This window comes from Streptomyces sp. NPDC028305 (genome assembly GCF_055569495.1).
In genome coordinates this window covers 690,557-708,855 of sequence record NZ_JBVHTN010000002.1, presented here as the reverse complement: position 1 = coordinate 708,855, position 18,299 = coordinate 690,557, and the positions used below count along the sequence as shown (strand labels likewise).

General features: G+C 71.4%; 12 protein-coding genes and 1 pseudogene. 5 read left to right on the top strand and 8 right to left on the bottom strand.

What is annotated here, in order from left to right; translation table 11 throughout:
• Window positions 1-6: 6 nt before the first annotated feature.
• Together ACZ4WQ_RS09730 and ACZ4WQ_RS09725 are read right to left on the bottom strand one after the other, a co-directional pair.
• Window positions 7-1,002 carry a sugar phosphate isomerase/epimerase family protein gene (locus tag ACZ4WQ_RS09730; RefSeq protein ID WP_311723258.1) on the bottom strand — a complete coding sequence of 332 codons (996 nt, stop codon included), beginning with the start codon at window positions 1,000-1,002 and terminating at the stop codon, window positions 7-9.
• An 11-nt stretch (window positions 1,003-1,013) separates the two neighbouring features.
• Window positions 1,014-2,198: a Gfo/Idh/MocA family protein gene (locus ACZ4WQ_RS09725; RefSeq protein ID WP_398374431.1), complete on the bottom strand. Its 1,185-nt coding sequence runs from the start codon at window positions 2,196-2,198 to the stop codon at window positions 1,014-1,016.
• Window positions 2,199-2,363: 165 nt separating this feature from the next.
• Here ACZ4WQ_RS09725 and ACZ4WQ_RS09720 point away from each other — a divergent pair, with 165 nt between their 5' ends.
• Together ACZ4WQ_RS09720 and ACZ4WQ_RS09715 are read left to right on the top strand one after the other, a co-directional pair.
• A complete protein-coding gene (locus tag ACZ4WQ_RS09720; RefSeq protein ID WP_398374430.1) occupies window positions 2,364-3,446 on the top strand; it encodes a LacI family DNA-binding transcriptional regulator in 1,083 nt (360 codons plus the stop codon).
• A 95-nt stretch (window positions 3,447-3,541) separates the two neighbouring features.
• The gene (locus ACZ4WQ_RS09715; protein ID WP_398374429.1) at window positions 3,542-5,764 is read left to right on the top strand and encodes a glycoside hydrolase family 43 protein; all 2,223 of its coding nucleotides are present in this window, start codon (window positions 3,542-3,544) and stop codon (window positions 5,762-5,764) included.
• 49 nt (window positions 5,765-5,813) lie between these two features.
• Here ACZ4WQ_RS09715 and ACZ4WQ_RS09710 read toward each other — a convergent pair whose 3' ends face one another.
• From ACZ4WQ_RS09710 to uvrA, 3 genes are read right to left on the bottom strand one after another with little or no spacing between them, the layout of a single operon-like run.
• A complete protein-coding gene (locus ACZ4WQ_RS09710; RefSeq protein ID WP_398374428.1) occupies window positions 5,814-7,379 on the bottom strand; it encodes an MFS transporter in 1,566 nt (521 codons plus the stop codon).
• Window positions 7,380-7,409: 30 nt separating this feature from the next.
• Window positions 7,410-8,432 (bottom strand): RNA polymerase sigma factor, encoded by a 1,023-nt coding sequence (locus ACZ4WQ_RS09705; protein WP_398374427.1) that lies wholly within the window; start codon window positions 8,430-8,432, stop codon window positions 7,410-7,412.
• The gene (gene uvrA / locus ACZ4WQ_RS09700) at window positions 8,429-11,278 is read right to left on the bottom strand and encodes an excinuclease ABC subunit UvrA (protein ID WP_398374426.1); all 2,850 of its coding nucleotides are present in this window, start codon (window positions 11,276-11,278) and stop codon (window positions 8,429-8,431) included. The genes ACZ4WQ_RS09705 and uvrA overlap by 4 nt, the downstream gene beginning before the upstream one ends.
• Window positions 11,279-11,558: 280 nt before the next feature.
• On the opposite strand from uvrA, the gene ACZ4WQ_RS09695 reads away from it, so the two are divergent.
• The 3 genes and pseudogenes from ACZ4WQ_RS09695 to argG all read left to right on the top strand — a co-directional run bounded on the left by ACZ4WQ_RS09695 (window position 11,559) and on the right by argG (window position 14,181).
• A complete protein-coding gene (locus tag ACZ4WQ_RS09695) occupies window positions 11,559-11,843 on the top strand; it encodes a hypothetical protein (RefSeq protein ID WP_385337348.1) in 285 nt (94 codons plus the stop codon).
• Window positions 11,831-12,627 (top strand): annotated as a pseudogene (locus tag ACZ4WQ_RS09690) (M55 family metallopeptidase). The gene ACZ4WQ_RS09695 and the pseudogene ACZ4WQ_RS09690 overlap by 13 nt, the downstream one beginning before the upstream one ends.
• A gap of 102 nt (window positions 12,628-12,729) precedes the next feature.
• Window positions 12,730-14,181, top strand: a complete 1,452-nt coding sequence (argG, locus tag ACZ4WQ_RS09685; protein WP_311723265.1) for an argininosuccinate synthase — start codon at window positions 12,730-12,732, stop codon at window positions 14,179-14,181.
• Between the two features lie 104 nt (window positions 14,182-14,285).
• On the opposite strand, the gene amaB is transcribed toward argG, so the two are convergent.
• The 3 genes from amaB to ACZ4WQ_RS09670 form a co-directional block, all read right to left on the bottom strand.
• Window positions 14,286-15,815 (bottom strand): L-piperidine-6-carboxylate dehydrogenase, encoded by a 1,530-nt coding sequence (gene amaB, locus ACZ4WQ_RS09680; RefSeq protein WP_398374425.1) that lies wholly within the window; start codon window positions 15,813-15,815, stop codon window positions 14,286-14,288.
• A gap of 25 nt (window positions 15,816-15,840) precedes the next feature.
• A complete protein-coding gene (gene hglS, locus ACZ4WQ_RS09675) occupies window positions 15,841-17,232 on the bottom strand; it encodes a 2-oxoadipate dioxygenase/decarboxylase (protein ID WP_398374424.1) in 1,392 nt (463 codons plus the stop codon).
• A gap of 151 nt (window positions 17,233-17,383) precedes the next feature.
• Window positions 17,384-18,166, bottom strand: a complete 783-nt coding sequence (locus tag ACZ4WQ_RS09670) for a phosphotransferase enzyme family protein (protein ID WP_311723268.1) — start codon at window positions 18,164-18,166, stop codon at window positions 17,384-17,386.
• Window positions 18,167-18,299: the final 133 nt, after the last annotated feature.

Below are 18,299 nucleotides of genomic sequence, written 5' to 3'. Positions count from 1 at the left end.
GTGGCCTCAGAGGCGGGCAGCAGCGGACCGGAGGTTGTCGGCGGCCAGGCGCAGGCCCTCGATCTGGTCGAGCTCCTGGTCCTCGTGTTCGATGTTGACCGCCATGTCCGGGTCGACATCGCGCAGCGCCCGCAGGAATTCGGTCCAGAAGGCGGTGTCGTGGCCGCGGCCGACGGCGACGAAGTCCCAGGAGGCGTTCTTGGGCCAGCGGCTGAGGGTGTAGCGGCCGCCGAGGGAGACGGCGCCCGGCTCCTCGGCGCGGACGCGCTCGTGGCGGTGGTCGAGGACTCCGTTGATCTTCGCTTCCTCGTTGATCCGGGTGTCCTTGGCGGCGGCGTTGTACACCAGGCCGCCGAGGCGCCGTACGGCCGCGACCGGGTCGATGCCCTGCCAGAACAGATGGCTGGGGTCCAGCTCCGCGCCCACGTGGGTGGCGTCGATCTCGGTGGCCAGGCGCTCCATCGTGCCGACGTTGTAGACGAGGTTGTGGGGGTGCATCTCGATGCACACCTTCACATCGGCGTCCGCCGCGCGCGCCTGGATGTCCCTCCAGAAGGGGATCGCCACCTCGTTCCACTGGTAGTCCATGGCGTCGAGATAGGCGCTGTCCCAGGGCAGCACCGTCCAGGAGGGCAGCCGACCGCCGGGGTCGGAGGCGGGCAGCCCGGACATCGTGACGACCCGCTTCACGCCGAGCAGGGCGGCCAGTTCGATCGCGTCGCGCACGTCCTGGGCGTGCTTGTCGCGCACCTGCGGGTCGGGGTGGAGGGGGTTGCCGTTGCAGTTCAGCGCGGTGAGGGTGATGCCCTCCGCCGCGAACCGCGCGAGGTAGCCGTCCCGGGCGTCCTGGCCCGCGCGGATCTCGTCGATCGGCAGATGCGGGGCGGGCAGAAAGCCGCCGGAGTTGATCTCCGCGCTCTCCAGGCCGAGTTCGCGCAGGGTCCGCAGGGTCTCGGTGAGGGGCTGGTCGTGCAGGACGGCGGTGTAGGCGCCGAGCTTCATGAGGGGCTTCCTTACTGGACGGCGACGGACTTGCCGTCGGCGGTGGCGGAGGAGACGATCGCGTCGAGCACACGCAGGTTGTGCAGCCCGTCGGCGAGCGTGGGGCAGTGCGGCAGGTGGTTCAGGCCCGCGATCTGCTCCAGGAAGGCACGGGCCTGCCAGGCGAAGAAGTCGTTCTGTCCATGGCCCACGCTGGGGAAGTCCATGGGCAGCCCCGAGGCGATGTACGGGTGCTGGGGGCCGACGACGACGCTGCGGTAGCCGCTGGTGGCCGCGGGCAGGGAGGAGTCGGCGAAGGTGAACTCCGCGGGCCTGGCCATGTCGAAGGTGGCGGCGCCGCCCTCGGCGAACACCTCGAAGCCGAGGGAGTTCGCCAGCCCGCAGGCGACGCGGGAAACGGAGAAGGTGCCGACGGCGCCGGAGTCGAAGGTCGCGGTGAAGGTGGCGATGTCCTCGTTCTCCACGGGCTCTCGCTCCGCACTCACCTGGACGTCCGCCGAGTGGCCCACGGCGGTGCCCAGCGGCACCGGCCGGTCGGGCACCTGGGTGGACAGCACCGCGCCCCGCACACTGCGCACCGGGCCGCAGAAGAACTCGCCGAGGTCGACGAGGTGGCTGCCGATGTCGGACAGCGCGCCGGTGCCGGTGCCGCCGCGGTAGCGCCAGCTCATGGGCGCGTCGGGGTTGTGCCCGTAGTCGCACCAGTAGTGGCCGTTGAAGTGCTGCACCCGACCGAGCGGGCCCTCGGCCACCTGTTGGCGTATGGCGTTGATGGCGGGGGAACGGCGCAGGGTGAACCCGGTGGCCGCCACCCGTCCGCTCCGCTCCGCCGCCTCGACCATGGCCTGCGCGTCGGCCACCGTCGGCGCCAGCGGCTTCTCGCACAGCACATGCTTGCCCGCCGCCAGCAGCCCCTCCACGATCTCGCGGTGCAGGTGGTTGGCGACCACGACGCTGACCGCGTCGATGTCGGGGGCCTCGGCGATCGCCCGCCAGTCGGTCTCGGCGCGCTGGTATCCGTAGCGGCGGGCGGCGTCCCGGGCGAAGGGTTCATGGGCGTCGGCGACGGCGACCAGGCGGACCTCGGGCAGTCCGGCGCCGTACTGCGTGGGTGCCGCCCGGTAGCCGGCCAGATGGGCGCGGCCGGCCATGCCGGCGCCGATGACCGCCACCCCGATCGACTGTGTGGTCGTCACTGCGGTTCCTCTCCGGCGCGCAACCGCGCCGTGGGCTCTACTGATGCTTGCTTGACTTTGTCCGGTCAACAGATCTTTTTAAAGCGCTTTAAGTGCTGGTACTATCAGTCCGGTTTCCGGGGCGTGTCAAGGGTGTTGCGCCAGAAGAATCCAGCGGGAGAACACGTGAGCAAGGCAGACGGCACGGGCGGATCAGGCGCGGCCGCCGGTCGTACGGGGGCGGGCTCCCGCCCCCGACTGGAGGACGTGGCGGCCCGCGTGGGCCTGTCCACCGCCTCCGTCTCGCTGGTCCTGCGCGGCGCGCCCGGCCCCAGCGAACGCACCCGTCAGCGCGTCCTGAAGGCGGCCGCCGACCTGGGTTACCGGCCCGACCGCAACGCCAGCCTGCTGGCCCGCAGACGCACCCGGCTGCTCGGCGTCATGGTCAACATCCACAGCCCCTTCCACGCCGAACTGGTCGAGCATCTGCACACGGCCGCCGAGGCGGTCGGCTACGACCTGGCCCTGAGCACCCAGACCCGCACCCGCGGCGAGGACACCGCCGTGGACACCCTCCTCGCCTTCCGCAGCGAGGCGCTCATCCTCCTCGGCCCGGCCGCCCCCGCCGCCACGCTCACCGCCCTCGACCGGAAGGTGCCCGTCATCGCCGTCGGCCGCCGGATCACGGGCGCCGCGCTGGATGTGGTGCGCACCGCGGACGACGACGGAGTCGGCCGGGTCGTCGACCATCTGGTGGGCCTCGGCCACCGCTCGATCGCCTATGTCGACGGCGGCCGGGGCGTCATCGCCACCGACCGGCGCCGCGGCTACCGCACCGCCATGCGCCGCCACGGGATGGACGGGCACAGCCGTGTGCTGCCCGGCGACCACACCGAACAGTCGGGGGAACGGGCCGCCCGCCACCTCCTCGACGACGGCGAACCGCCCACCGCCGTGGTGGCGTTCAACGACCAGTGCGCCATCGGCGTCCTCACCGCCCTCACCCGCGCCGGGGTCGCCGTCCCGCGCGAGATGTCCGTGGCCGGCTACGACGACGACGCCCTCTCCCGGCTGAGCTGCTTCGACCTGACCACGGTCAGCCAGGGCGCCGAGGAACAGGCCCGGCGTGCGGTGGCCGCCGCGGTCGAGCGCCTCGACCAGGGGCGCACCACGCCCCGCGAGGTCGTCCTCCCGCCCCGGCTCGTGGTGCGGGGTTCCACGGGGGCCGTACACAAGGGTCGAAAAGACAACCGAAATTTTCGCTCCTGAACAGAGCCGCACACCCATTGACGCGCGGGATCCGAACTGGCGACACTTCGGGCCAGCAGTCCAACAGAATCCACCAGACTCCCACAGGATGTTTCATGGTGTCCCGCGCTGCCCGTACCCTCCTTCTGCCCTCGCTCGTCCTGTTCACGATGGTCGTGAGCATCCTCACCGCCCCGCCCAGCCCCGCACAGAGCGGAGCGCCGTCCGCGGCCCCGCGGGCGCCCCAGTACGCCGGCTATCTCTTCACCTACTTCACCGGTGAGGGGACGGCCGACGGCGAACAGATACGGATGGCGCTCAGCCGCGGCAACGACCCGCTGCACTGGCGCGAGTTGAACGCCGGCAAGCCCGTCCTCACCTCCTCCCTCGGCCAGAAGGGGCTGCGCGACCCGTTCGTCATCCGCTCCCCCAAGGGCGACAAGTTCTATCTGATCGCCACCGATCTGCGGATGTATCAGAACTCCAGCGGCTCCTGGGACCAGGTGCAGCGCACCGGCAGTAAGTCGATCATGGTGTGGGAGTCGACGGACCTGGTCAACTGGACCGACCAGCGCCTGGTCAAGGTCTCGCCGGACACGGCGGGCAACACCTGGGCGCCCGAGGCGTACTACGACGAGGAGCTCGGCGAGTACGTCGTCTTCTGGGCCTCGAAGCTCTACGCCGAGGACGACCCGAACCACACCGGCAACACGTACAACAAGATGCTGTACGCGACGACGAAGGACTTCCGCAGCTTCAGCGCGCCCAAGGTGTGGAACGACCCCGGCTACTCGGTCATCGACTCCACGGTCATCAAGGACAAGGGCACCTACTACCGGTTCACCAAGGACGAGCGCGACCCGTCCTCCGGCACGCCCTGCTCGAAGTTCATCACGGCCGAGAAGTCCACCTCCCTGACGGACACCTCGTACGACTTCGTCGCCGACTGCATCGGCAAGGGCGCGATCGACCGCGGCGAAGGGCCGACGATCTTCAAGTCGAACACCGAGAACAAGTGGTACCTGTTCATCGACGAGTTCGGCGGCCGCGGCTACATCCCGTTCGAGACCACCGACCTCGCCTCGGGCAAGTGGACGCCGTCCGAGAACTATCAGCTGCCCGCCAGCCCCCGGCACGGCACCGTGCTCCCCGTGACGCAGGCGGAGTACGACCGGCTGCTGAGCGCCTACCCGGCGTCTGCCGCCTCGCTCGCCGATGTCACGGCGCCAGGCCAGAACGGGTATGCCATCGTCACCGAGGCGAGCGGAAAGGTGGTGCTGCCGATGGATCCGAAGGCAGATCTCCGCCGGCTGGCGCCCCGCTTCGCGCTCCCGGCCGGCGCCACCCTCAGCCCGTCCTCCGGCACCCGGCGGGACTTCCGCACGGCGCGGACGTACACGCTGAAGACCGCCGACGGGACGACCCGCGACTGGACCGTCGAGGCGGTGCCGATGCGCAGCCCGGTGCTGCCCGGCCTGAACGCCGACCCGGACATCCAGTACTTCGACGGCCGCTACTGGATCTACCCGACGACCGACGGGTTCCGCGGCTGGAGCGGGACCAGGTTCACGGCGTACTCCTCGAAGGACCTGGTCAACTGGAAGAGCCACGGCGTCATCCTGGATCTCGGCCCCGATGTGAGCTGGGCGGACACCAACGCCTGGGCGCCCGCGATGGCCGAGCGCGACGGCAAGTACTACTTCTACTTCTGCGCCGAGCAGCAGATCGGAGTCGCGGTCGCCGACTCCCCCGCCGGTCCGTTCAAGGACGCGCTGGGCAAGCCGCTGGTGGCCAAGGGGCAGTTCGCCGGCCAGATGATCGACCCGGCGGTGTTCACGGACGATGACGGCCAGGCGTATCTGTACTGGGGCAACGGCCAGGCGTACGGGGTGCCGCTGAACGCCGACATGACGTCCTTCGACGCGTCGAAGGTGCAGAAGTTCACCCCGGAGAACTTCCGGGAGGGCTCCTTCGTCGTCAAGCGCAAGGGCACCTACTACCTGATGTGGTCCGAGGACGACACCCGCAGCGAGGACTACCACGTCGCCTACGCCACCGGGGCCACACCGCTGGGCCCGTGGACCAAGCGGGGCACCATCCTCTCCAAGCGCCCGGAGTACGGGATCAAGGGGCCCGGCCACCACTCGGTGGTCAACGTCCCCGGCACGGACGACTGGTACATCGCCTACCACCGGTTCGCCGTGAACGGCCCCGGGAAGGCGGGCGGCGACGGCACCCACCGCGAAACCACCCTCGACCGCATGGAGTTCGCGGCCGACGGGACGATCAAGCCGGTGGTGCCGACCCTGGAGTCCGTCACCCCGGTCCGCGGCCGCTGACCGGTTCCCGGGGGCGGTGCGGATCGGACACCGCCCCCGGGCCCGGACCTCAGGCCACGGGCTCCTTCTCCCGCGCCTCCGCCACGGGGGCGGGGCGAGCCAGCAGGCGGGCAGTCAAGAGGGCGCCGATCACCAGGACCAGCGTGCTGATCGCCAGCGCGAGGGCATAGCCGTTGTCGAAGGCGTCGCGCGCCGCCTCCAGCAGGGAGTCGGCCTGGTCGGCGGGGAGCCGGGCGGCGGCCGCGTGGGCCTGGTCCAGGCCGTCCTCCGCCGCGGCGGGCGCGCCGGCGGGCAGGTGGACGGTGGCGGTGTAGAGGGAGCCGAGCAGGCTGCCGAGAATCGCGACGCCGGACAGGCTGCCGAGCTCGTACGACACCTCCTCGACGGAGGCGGCCATCCCGGCCCGGTGCGCGGGCGCGTTGCCCATGATGGCGGCCGAGGCCGCGGTCATCGCCAGGCCCATGCCGGCCCCGAGGAGCAGCAGCCCGGGCACCAGCCATGCGGGATGGTCGGGGATCGGCAGCGGGATCGGCGCCGCGCCCGGGGTCAGCAGCAGGACCAGCAGCGCTCCGGCGGCGCTGACCAGCAGCCCGCCGACGATCAGCGGCCGGGGGCCGTGGCGGTGGACCAGGCCGCCCGCGACCGCTCCGGTGGGCAGTGAGCCGGCCGCGACCACCGCCACCAGCAGCCCGGTCTCCAGCGGGCCGAGCCCGACGACCAGTTGCAGCCGCTGGGTCAGGACCAGCTGGATCCCGGCGATCCCGAACATCGCCAGCGCGGCAGCGACGATCCCGGACATGATGCGCGGATCGCGCAGCAGCGCGAAGTCCAGCAGCGGATGCTCCTGGCGGCGCTGCCGGCGGATGAAGAACACAAAGCCGACCGCCGCGACCACCAGCGCCACGGCGATGTGCGTCGCCTCTCCGCCCGGCCTCGCGGCCTCCTTCACGGCGTACACCAGCCCGACCAGACCGGCCATGACCTGCGCGGACGCGATCGGGTCCCAGGGCTTGTCCGAGCGGCCCGAGGCACCGGGGGCGAGGATCGCCCCGGCGACCAGGGCGACGGCCACCACGGGGACGTTGATCAGGAAGGCCGAGCCCCACCAGAAGTGTTCCAGCAGCAGTCCGCCCAGGATCGGGCCCAGCGCGATGCCGATCACCGACACCGTGCCCCAGATGCCGATCGCCACATTGCGCTCCCGCTCGTCCTCGAAGGTGGTGCGGATCAGCGAGAGCGTGGCGGGCATCATCGCGGCCGCGCCCACCGCGAGAAACGCCCGCGCCGCGATGAGCACGGCGGCCGACGGGGCGAACGCCGCCACCGACGAGGCGATGCCGAACAGGGCCAGGCCGGCGAGGAACATGCGCTTGTGGCCGACGCGGTCGCCGAGCGTGCCCGCGCCCAGCAGCAGGCCCGCCATCACCAGCGGATACGCGTTGATGATCCACAGCTTCTGCGAGGCGGTCGCGTGCAGATCCTCGGTCAGCGTGGGGAGCGCCGTGTAGAGGACCGTGTTGTCCACGGAGATCAGCAGCAGCCCCACGGATACGGTCGCCAGCAGCCACCAGCGTCGCGCACCGTTCATCGTCCACCCGTCCCGTCCATGTCGCATACCCGCAACTGTACCATCCAGAAGGTACAGTTACTCGGCGTCGAGGTAGTCCCGCAGCGCCTGCGAGCGTGAGGGATGGCGCAGCTTGGACATCGTCTTGGCCTCGATCTGGCGGATGCGCTCGCGGGTCACCCCGTAGACCTGGCCGATCTCCTCCAGGGTCCGCGCCCGGCCCCCGAGGAGTCCGTACCGCAGGGAGATGATCCCGGCCTCGCGCGGGGTCATCTCCGCCAGGATGCTCTGGATGGTCTCCCGGAGCAGGCCGAACGTGACCATGTCCCAGGGCGAGGGCGAGTCGCCGTCCACGATGACGTCACCGAACTCGGTGCCGCTGTCCTCGGCGAACGCCATGTCCAGCGAGACGGGCTCCTTGGAGTAGCCCTGGAGCTGGATCAGCCGCTCCAGCGGCAGGCCCGCCTTCTCCGCCAGTTCCTCGGGCGTGGGCTCCACCCCGGTGTCCTGCATCAGCTCCCGCCGGGTCCGGGCCACCCGGTTCATGATCTCGACGGTGTGCACGGGTACCCGGATGGTGCGGCTCTGGTCGGCGAGGGCGCGGGTGACCGCCTGCTTGATCCACCAGGTCGCGTACGTGGAGAACTTGAAGCCCTTGGCGTAGTCGAACTTCTCCACGGCCCTGATCAGCCCGGTGTTGCCCTCCTGGATCAGGTCCAGGAGCTGAAGCCCGCGCCCGGTGAACCGCTTGGCGACGGAGACCACCAGGCGCAGGTTCGCCTCGATGAGATGGGCCTTCGCCCGCCGCCCGTCCTCGGCGAGCACGGTCAGCTCCCAGCGGATCTGCGGATCGAGGAGGGGCTCCTCGGCGAGCCGCTGTTCGGCGTACAGACCGGCTTCGATCCGCTTCGCCAGCTCCACCTCCTGCTCGGCGGTGAGCAGCCGGACCCGGGCGATGAGCCGCAGATAGTCCCGGACCTGGTCGACGGGGCCGTGGTCCACGGGGAGCCGGGGTTCGGGCGCGTCGGTGTCGTCGGCCTCCGCGGGCCGGAACTCCTCCGGGTCCCAGGCCTGGGCCGCCGCCCTCTCCAGCACGCTCATGAGGCCCCCAGCAGCCCGCCCAGGAACCGCCCGGTGTGCGACCGCGGATGGGCCGCGATCTGTTCCGGGGTGCCCTCGGCGATCACCTCACCGCCCCGGTGTCCGCCCTCGGGGCCCATGTCGATCAGCCAGTCGGCCGACTTGATCACATCGAGGTTGTGCTCGATGACCACGATCGTGTTGCCGCCGTCGACCAGCCGCTGGACCACCGTCAGCAGCCGGTCGACATCCGCGACATGGAGCCCCGTGGTGGGTTCGTCCAGCACATAGAGGGTGCGGCCGCGGGTGCGCCGCTGGAGCTCGGCGGCGAGCTTGACGCGCTGCGCCTCGCCGCCGGACAGGGTGGTGGCGGGCTGGCCCAGCTTGACGTAGCCCAGGCCGACGTCGTGCAGGGTCCTCAGGTGGCGGGAGATGATCTGGTGTCCGTCGAAGAACCCCAGGCTCTCCTCCACGGTCATGGCCAGGACGTCCGCGATGGACTTGCCCTTGTAGTGCACGTCGAGCGTCTCGCGGTTGTACTGCGCGCCGTGGCAGACCTCGCACGGGACGTACACATCCGGCAGGAAGTTCATCTCGACCTTGATGGTGCCATCGCCGAAGCAGTGCTCGCAGCGGCCGCCCTTGACGTTGAAGGAGAACCGGCCCGGCTGGTAGCCGCGCACCTTCGCCTCCGGGGTCTGGGCGAACAGCTTGCGCAGATGGTCGAGGACGCCCGTGTACGTGGCTGGGTTGGAGCGGGGGCTGCGGCCGATCGGCGACTGGTCGACCTGGACCACCTTGTCGATGTGCTCGATTCCGGTGACGGCGCGGTGGCGGCCGGGCACCTTGTGCGCGCGCTGGATCCGCTGCGCCAGGGAGGTCTGAAGGATGTCGTTGACCAGCGTCGACTTCCCGGAGCCCGAGACGCCGGTGACGGCGACGAACAGGCCGAGCGGGAATGACACCGTGACACCCCGCAGGTTGTGCTCGGAGGCGTCGTGCACGGTGATCGCGCGGCCCTCGGCCGGCTCCCGCCGCCGCTCGGGGACGCGTATCGCGCGCCGCCCGGACAGATAGGCGCCGGTCAGGGACTCCGCGTGGGCCAGCAGCTCCGCGACGGTGCCCGAGTGCACCACATGGCCGCCGTGTGCGCCCGCGCCCGGCCCGATGTCCACGGCCCAGTCCGCCGCCTTCAGGGTCTCCTCGTCGTGCTCGACCACGATCACCGTGTTGCCGCGGTCGCGCAGCCGCTTCAGCGTCTCGATGAGCCGCTGGTTGTCGCGCTGGTGCAGCCCGATGGACGGCTCGTCCAGCACATACAGCACCCCGGTCAGCCCGGCCCCGATCTGGGTCGCCAGCCGGATCCGCTGCGCCTCCCCGCCGGAGAGGGAGGCGGCGGGCCGGTCGAGCGAGAGATAGTCCAGGCCCACGTCGAGCAGGAACCGCAGCCGCTCGCCGATCTCGGCGAGCACGGCCTCGGCGATCCGCCGCTCGCTGTCCGTCAGCTCCAACCCCTGGGCGAAGGCGGCGAGCTGGTCCAGCGGCAGGGCGGAGGCCTGGGCGATGTTCCGGCCGCCGACCGTGACGGCCAGCACGCCGGGCGCCAGCCGGGCACCCGAGCAGGCCGGACACGGCACCTCGCGCATATAGCCGGCGAACCGGTCCTGGGAGGCCCCGGACTCGGCGCCCTCGGCGTAGCGGCGCTCGATGTGCGGGATGACGCCCTCGAACCGCGACAGATGCGACCGCTCGCGGCCGAACCGGTTCCGGTACGAGATGTGCAGCCGCCGCTCCGACCCGTTCAGCACCATGGTCCGCACGTCGGCGGGCAGTTGGCGCCACGGCGTGCCGGTGTCGAAACCGGCCTCGGCGGCCAGGGCGTCCAGCAGCCGGGCGAAGTAGTCGGCGCCGCTGGTGTTGGTCCAGGGCGCGATGGCGCCCTCGGCCAGCGACTTGGTGTCGTCCGGGACGACGAGGGAGGGGTCGACCTCCATCCGCGAGCCGAGGCCCGTGCAGGCGGGACAGGCGCCCCAGGGCGCGTTGAAGGAGAACAGCCGGGGCTCCAGCGACTCCAGACCGACGTCATGGGAGCGCGGGCAGGCCATCTTCTCCGAGAACACCAGCTCCCGTTCGCCATCGGCGGGGTCCCGGTCCACGAACTCGACCCGCAGCACACCGCCGGCGAGACCGAGCGCGGTCTCCACGGACTCCGTCAGCCGCTGCCGGATCCCCGGCTTGACGGCCACCCGGTCCACCACCACATCGATGGAGTGTTTCTTGCGCTTGTCCAGCGCGGGCGGCGTGGCGAGCGCGAGAACCCGGCCGTCGACCCGGACCCTGCTGAACCCGTCGGTGGTCAACTGCCTGAAGATCTCGGCGTGTTCGCCCTTGCGGTCGCGGACGACCGGAGCGAGCACCTGGAAGCGGGTGCCCTCGTCCTCGGCGAGCAGCCGGTCGACGATCCGCTGCGGCGTCTGCCGGCTGACCGGCTCGCCGCACTCGGGGCAGTGGGGGCGGCCGATCCGCGCGTACAGCAGCCGCAGGTGGTCGTAGACCTCGGTGATGGTGCCGACCGTGGAGCGCGGGTTGCGGCTCGATGTCTTCTGGTCGATGGCGATGGCCGGGGACAGCCCCTCGATTACATCGACGTCCGGCTTGTCGAGCTGCCCGAGGAACTGACGCGCGTACGCCGACAGCGACTCGACGTAGCGCCGCTGCCCCTCCGCGAAAATGGTGTCGAACGCAAGGCTTGATTTACCGGATCCCGATACGCCGGTGAATACGATCAGGGCGTCCCGGGGCAATTCGACGGAGACGTCGCGCAAATTGTGCTGGCGGGCACCCTTGACGACGAGCCGATTTCTCAATTTCGAACCTCAGACATTGCGCAAGCGGCCACGCCGGAATACATCCAGCGGCGGATGAGAACTGCCGAGATTCCACGGTAACAGCGCGTCAACGCTGGTGAAGGCCTATGCGTGGACCCCTTTCGGTGTGATGAATATCGCCCTTGACGAAGAAGTCGACGATGTGGGCAATGGAATCCGAAAGGCGCCCGGAAAAATTCGCGATCGGCTTGCTTTCCCGGCGAATCCGTGAGCAATGGCGCGGGCGCCGGGCCGCTCTCTGCGGGACATCGGGCACCCTGTGTCCTATGACGCCGTCCATCTGCTGTCCCAGGCGGTCGGCCAGGCCCGGCTGCACGACCCCGACGTCAACCGGGAGTCGGCCCTCATCGCCCTCGGCGCCGGTGTCACCTTCGACGGAGCCACCGGCTATGTCTCTTACGACCAGGGCAGCAACGCACCGCCCCGCGACAAGACCCTGGTCCTGCTGCGCCAGCTGGGACAGCGGCCGGAGGCCGTGGTGGCCTGCGGGGCGTACCGGCAGGGGGCGTCGAGCCGCGAGGCGGGCCCGCCCTGCGCGCGCTGACCCGGCTCGTCGACGCCCACGACGTCCAGCCCGGCGGACGGGACTACGAGCGTGGACGGCTGCTGATGGCGGAGGACGTCAACGCGGCGATCCGGGGCGCCGTCGCGGCGGGCGCCACCGACATCACCGTCAACGACGCACACGGCTCGATGCGCCGGAGACCCTGCATCCGGCGGCGCGCCTCGTCCGGGGCAGGTCCAAGCACATGGGCATGCTCGAAGGTCTCACCTCCGAGCACGACGCCATGATCTGCGTGGGCTACCACGCGCGGGCGGGTGCGCTCGGGGTGCTGAGCCACAGCTTCATGGGCCACGAGATCGAGGACATCTGGCTGGACGGCCGGCCCGTGGGCGAGATCGGTCTGGCGCACGCCACCGCGGCGGCCCTGGGCGTGCCGATGGCGGCTCTTACCGGTGACGACAGCGCGTGCGCGGAGACGGCGGAGTGGGACGCGTCCGTCACCACGGTTGCCGTGAAGTACGCCCGCGACCGCTTCGCGGCGGAGCTGCGCCCGGCGGACGAAGCCCGTGCGGCCATCGAGAAGGCGGTCGCCGCCGCGCTCGCCACGCCGCGGGCGGCGCTGCCGGTGGCCTCGGGCCCGGCCACCCTCAGCGTCCGCTGGCAGTCGGCCTCGGTGGCCTCCACCCTCCTCGGCATTCCGGGGGTCACCGCGACGGACACCCGGACCGTCCAGGCGCGGGGCGCGCTGCCGGGCCTGTACCGGCTCTTCGGCGTGTGGATGCGGGTGGCGGCCTCCCTGACCGACCAGCCGCCGTACTGCTGACGGGCGGCCCGTAAGCGGGTCCGCCCGCCGTCTCCAGGGGCACGGCGGCGGTCGCCCAACTCGGCGCTTGCATGAACATGCGTGGTCATGCATACTTCTGCCGTGTCCAAAGTTCTCACCTCCCTGCCTGTCGGCGAGCGCGTCGGGATCGCCTTCTCCGGTGGTCTCGACACCTCGGTAGCCGTCGCGTGGATGCGCGACAAGGGTGCGGTGCCGTGCACCTACACCGCTGACATCGGCCAGTACGACGAGCCCGATATCGCCTCGGTGCCGGGGCGCGCCACGGCCTATGGCGCGGAGGTCGCCCGGCTGGTCGACTGCCGCGCGGCCCTCGTGGAAGAGGGTCTCGCGGCCCTGGCCTGCGGGGCGTTCCACATCCGGTCCGGTGGCCGCAGCTACTTCAACACCACCCCGCTCGGGCGGGCGGTAACCGGCACGCTGCTGGTACGCGCCATGCTCGAGGACGATGTCCAGATCTGGGGCGACGGCTCCACCTTCAAGGGCAATGACATCGAGCGGTTCTACCGCTACGGTCTGCTGGCCAACCCCTCCCTGCGGATCTACAAGCCGTGGCTGGACGCCGACTTCGTCAGCGAGCTCGGCGGCCGCAAGGAGATGTCGGAGTGGCTGGTCGCCCACGGTCTGCCCTACCGGGACAGCACGGAGAAGGCCTACTCCACCGACGCCAACATCTGGGGCGCGACGCACGAGGCCAAGGCGCTCGAGCACCTCGACACAGGCATCGAGCTCGTCGAGCCGATCATGGGCGTGCGGTTCTGGGACCCGTCCGTCGAGATAGCGGCCGAGGACGTCACCATCGGCTTCGAGCAGGGCCGGCCGGTGACGATCAACGGCAAGGAGTTTGCCTCCGCCGTCGATCTGGTGCTGGAGGCCAACGCCATCGGCGGCCGCCATGGCCTGGGCATGTCCGACCAGATCGAGAACCGTGTGATCGAGGCCAAGAGCCGCGGCATCTACGAGGCCCCGGGCATGGCGCTGCTGCACGCGGCGTACGAGCGGCTGGTCAACGCGATCCACAACGAGGACACCGTCGCCACGTACCACACCGAGGGCCGGCGGCTCGGCAGGCTGATGTACGAGGGCCGCTGGCTGGACCCGCAGGCGCTGATGGTGCGCGAGTCGCTTCAGCGCTGGGTCGGCGCGGCGATCACCGGCGAGGTGACCCTGCGGCTGCGGCGCGGTGAGGACTACTCCATCCTGGACACCTCCGGGCCGGCGTTCAGCTACCACCCGGACAAGCTCTCCATGGAGCGGACCGAGGACTCCGCCTTCGGGCCGGTGGACCGGATCGGCCAGCTGACCATGCGCAACCTCGACATCGCCGACTCCCGCGCCAAGCTCGAGCAGTACGCGGGGCTCGGGATGGTCGGCAACTCCCACCCGGCGCTGATCGGTGCCGCGCAGGCGGCCTCGACCGGGCTGATCGGTGCGATGCCCAAGGGCGCGGCCGAGGCGATCGCCGCCTCGGACGGCCAGGTGTCGAACGACGACCAGCTGCTCGACCGCGCCGCGATGGAGTTCGGCGCCGACTGACCGGCCCCGGTCACTCACGCATCACGCGGCGGCCCTCGCCCGGTTTCTTCCGGGTGAGGGCCGCCGCGTTTCCCGTTCCGCTTCCTTCCGCGGGCGCGGGCGGTTCAGGGGAAGCTGACGTTCTGGGCCAGGGAGAGCCGGCTGGAGTAGTTGACGGTGTTGGTGGCGCGGCGCATATACGCCCGCCAGGCGTCGGAGCCCGACTCACGGCCGCCCCCGGTCTCCTTCTCGCCGCCGAAGGCGCCGCCGATCTCCGCACCGGAGGTGCCGATGTTGACGTTGGCGATGCCGCAGTCGGAGCCCTCCGCGGACAGGAAGATCTCGGCTTCCCGCTGGTCGCGGGTGAAGATGCTGGACGACAGGCCCTGCGGGACGTCGTTGTGCAGCGCGATGGCCTCGTCGAGGGTGTCGTAGGTCAGCACGTACAGGATCGGGGCGAACGTCTCCTCCCGTACGACGCCGGTCTGCTCGGCGACGCGGACGACGGCAGGCTCGACGTACGCGGCCCGGGGCGCGGTGTCGGCCAGCCGCCGGTCGCCGCCCGCCTGGATCTCGCCGCCCTGGGCCCGCGCGCGGGCCAGGGCGTCGCGCATGCCGTCGAGGGCCGCGGTGGAGATGAGCGGGCCGACCAGCGTGGTCCCGTCGAAGGGGTCGCCGATGGGGAGCTTCCGGTAGGCGGCGGCCAGGCGCTCGACAAGGCCGTCGGCGATGTCCCGGTGGACGATGAGGCGGCGCAACGTGGTGCAGCGCTGTCCCGCCGTACCGGCCGCCGCGAAGACGATGCCCTGGACGGCGAGGTCCAGGTCGGCGGAGGGGGCGACGACGGCCGCGTTGTTGCCGCCGAGTTCCAACAGGCTGCGGCCGAAGCGGGCCGCGACGCGGGGGCCGACCTCGCGCCCCATGCGGGTGGAGCCGGTGGCGCTGACGAGCGCGACCCGGGGGTCGTCGACGAGCGTCTCGCCGATGGTGCGGTCGCCGAGCAGGAGGCGGTGCACGTCGCGGGGCGCGCCGGTCTCCTCGGCGGCCCGGGCCAGCAGATGGGCGCAGGCCAGGGAGATCAGCGGGGTCAGCTCGGACGGCTTCCAGACGACGGTGTCGCCGCAGACGAGGGCGATGGCGGTGTTCCAGGACCACACGGCGGCGGGGAAGTTGAACGCCGAGATGACGCCGGCCACGCCGAGCGGGTGCCAGGTCTCGGCGAGACGGTGGCCGGGACGCTCGGAGGCGATGGTGCGCCCGTACAGCTGGCGGGACAGGCCTACCGCGAACTCGCAGATGTCGATCATCTCCTGCACCTCGCCGAGCGCCTCGGAGCGGATCTTGCCCGCTTCGATGGTCACGAGGTCGGCCAGGTCGCTCTTGTGCTCGCGCAGCGATTCGCCCAGCCGGCGGACGAGTTCACCGCGGCGCGGGGCGGGTGTGGTGCGCCAGGTGAGGAAGGCCGCGCGGGTGGCCGCGAGGGCCTGGTCGGCGTCACGGGCGGTGGAGGCCGTCAGGCCGAGGAGGTTCTCCCCGGTGATGGGCGTCCGGGCGGGGAGGCCGGTCCCTTCCGGGACGGTGACACCGATGCGCTCGAGGGCGGTCAGCGCGCGTGCGCGCAGGTCGTCGGTGGTGGGCAGTGCGGTGCTCGGCATGAGGGGTCCTCGTGGGTGTGAGAGGTCAGCGAAGCGTGCCGTCGAGTTCCAGCTCGCCGGCGACCCGCGCCAGGGAGCGGTTCTGCTGCTGCTCATAGAGGGCGTAGGGGTCCAGGACCTCGTGTCCGATGGCTTCCGAGAGCCATCCGGCGTCGTACGCGGTGCCCTCGTGGTCGTTGTTCCGCGTGCCCTCGCCGCTGAGGTTGGACTGGAAGATCCCGGCCGCGGAGCGGGGCAGGAAGTCCTCGTAGACGATGGGCTCGGCGCGCACCCAGCCGCGCTCCACCAGGGCGCCGAGGTCGGCGGGCGGGCGGCTGCCGTCCCGTGGCCGGCCGGGGGCCACCCGGTAGGTGAAGTAGGCGAGGCCTTGGGCGGCGAGCTCCCGCTCGGCGCCGGGCATGTGCCGTTCCCACACGGCGCGGGCGAGGTCGCCGCGGTCGGCCTCGGGGTGGTCGGCCGCCCGCTGGTCGACCAGGGTGAGGAGTCGGTCGTAGAGGGCGCGGCCTTCCCGGGTGAGGGCGATGCCGCGGGCCTCGACCTCGCCGAAGCGCACCCGCAGGGCGCCGCTGACGACACTGCCGTCGGGGGTGCGGTGGGCGCGGGGCTCGGCGAGGGCGCGGAAGGAGGTCTGGCGCAGCAGGACGTCGGGGCCCCGCCACTTCGGCGGGCCCTGGATGGTGTCGATCATCTCGATGCCGCGCTCGGTCATCCGCCGGTAGAGCTCGTCGATGTCCAGCACGCGCGGGGTGAGGTGGTTGATGTGGGTGCTGCGGACCCCGCCGATGTCGGCTGCGACCGCGGAGATCCGCTCCAGGGTCTCGTACCACGCCGCCTCGACGGGCTCGGGTGACAGCTCGAAGGCGTGCACGGCGAGCCGCAGAAAGCGCTCGGCGTCCGCCTCGGGCAGCTCCCGCTCCGCCGCGGCGCGGTCGGCGAGGGCGAGCAGCTTTGCGGGGAACAGTTCACGGCCGGCGAGGAAGGTTTCCAGGCGGGAGCGGAGGTCGGCGTCGAAGAACCGCGGGTCGGCGGGGGTGAGCATGGAGGTGAAGACCCGGAAGGGGTTGCGGGCCAGCTCCTCGCCGTCGACGGGCCGGAAGGCGGTCGAGACGACGGGGACGGCGCTGGCGGCGGCCTCGCGCAGGTCGTAGAAGCCGACCGGGTGCATGCCCAGGGCGGCGAAGACGCGGGCGACCTGCCGCAGCTCATCCGGGGTGCCGACCCGGATGGCGCCATGGCGCTCGGCGGTCACCCGGCCGATGGATCCCAGGCGCTCGGCGTCGGCGCCCCGGGCGCGCAGGACGTCCTCGTTGACCTCCCGTGAGACATCCACCAGCGTGGTGTAGGCGGGGACCTCCTGCCCGTACATCTCCGAGAGCCGCGCGGCGAAGGCGGCCCGCAGCCGCCATTGGCTGATCATCGATTCCTGGCCTTTCGGTCGGGGGTTCACACCACGGTTCAGACCACATGGGCCTCGGGCCGGGTCCCGGTGCCGGCGCGCCGCGCACCGCGGTCACCGGCATCGACGGCGCGCGAAGCGGCCCCCCGGGGGCGCCGGCACGTCGTGGAACTCAGCCGTCGAGCAGGGCGCGCACCCACCGGTCTTCGCGCCGCTCGATGTATTCGGCGTCGCTTCGCCAGGCATCGCCGTGGCCCTCGGCCCACAGGGTCGCCCACGGCTGGTTGCCCCGGGCGGCCTGGTCGCGCAGGAAGTCGTGCATGGCACGCGTACGGCGCCCCAGCAGGGGGACCAGCCGACGGCGCTCGGCTTCGTCCAGGCCGTACGCGTCCGCGAAAACCCGCAGCCGCTCCGCGGCATCCCGGCGTCGCCAATCCGGGTGCGCGGACAGCGGGATGAAACCGTGCATGGCGTACGCGACATCCCACAGGCGGGACCCCGGGCCTGCGGTGTCCCAGTCGATGAAGGCCCACTGGTCCTCGTCACCGACCACGAGATTCCACGGGGCGAGGTCCTGATGGGCGATGATGTCGCCGCTCTCGGCGGGCATCAGCACCTGCCAGCGCGCGTCGGGCGGCGGCGTGAAGTCCCGCACGGCCTCGTGGTAGTCCCTGATCAGCCGTGCCACGCGGGCCAGTCGCCGGGCGGGCTCCAGAGCCCAGAACCGGTCGGGCCACACCACCTGTCCCGGCATGAAGGTCAGGACCTCGCGCCCCTGATCGTCGATGCCCAGGGGGCGGGGAGCCGCCCGGAACCCCACCTCGTGGAGATGGGCCAGCAGGGCGTGCACCGCGGGAGTCCACGGCCCGACCGGGCGGCGGACGGTGTCTCCGACACGGACGACGCCAGCGCTGACGTTCCCGCCGGACAGCGGCTGTTCTTCATCGTGATACACGGAGACAGTGTGCCCAGTTGCGCGGCGCCACACCTCGCGCACGCTGACGCGCCGGTGGGCGCCGTTGGCCCCTCGGACACTTACCGGGGTAAACCGGGCACATGGCACTCACCCGGCTGGACGCCCGGCTCCT

What these genes read in the sequence shown, in the direction of transcription:
- amaB (WP_398374425.1), bottom strand. Translation starts at nt 15,815, where the DNA reads ATGCCGAGCACCGCACTGCCCACCACCGACGACCTGCGCGCACGCGCG.
- ACZ4WQ_RS09705 (WP_398374427.1), bottom strand. Translation starts at nt 8,432, where the DNA reads ATGAGCGTGCTGGAGAGGGCGGCGGCCCAGGCCTGGGACCCGGAGGAG.
- ACZ4WQ_RS09710 (WP_398374428.1), bottom strand. Translation starts at nt 7,379, where the DNA reads ATGCGACATGGACGGGACGGGTGGACGATGAACGGTGCGCGACGCTGG.
- ACZ4WQ_RS09730 (WP_311723258.1), bottom strand. Translation starts at nt 1,002, where the DNA reads ATGAAGCTCGGCGCCTACACCGCCGTCCTGCACGACCAGCCCCTCACC.
- ACZ4WQ_RS09715 (WP_398374429.1), top strand. Translation starts at nt 3,542, where the DNA reads ATGGTGTCCCGCGCTGCCCGTACCCTCCTTCTGCCCTCGCTCGTCCTG.
- hglS (WP_398374424.1), bottom strand. Translation starts at nt 17,232, where the DNA reads ATGATCAGCCAATGGCGGCTGCGGGCCGCCTTCGCCGCGCGGCTCTCG.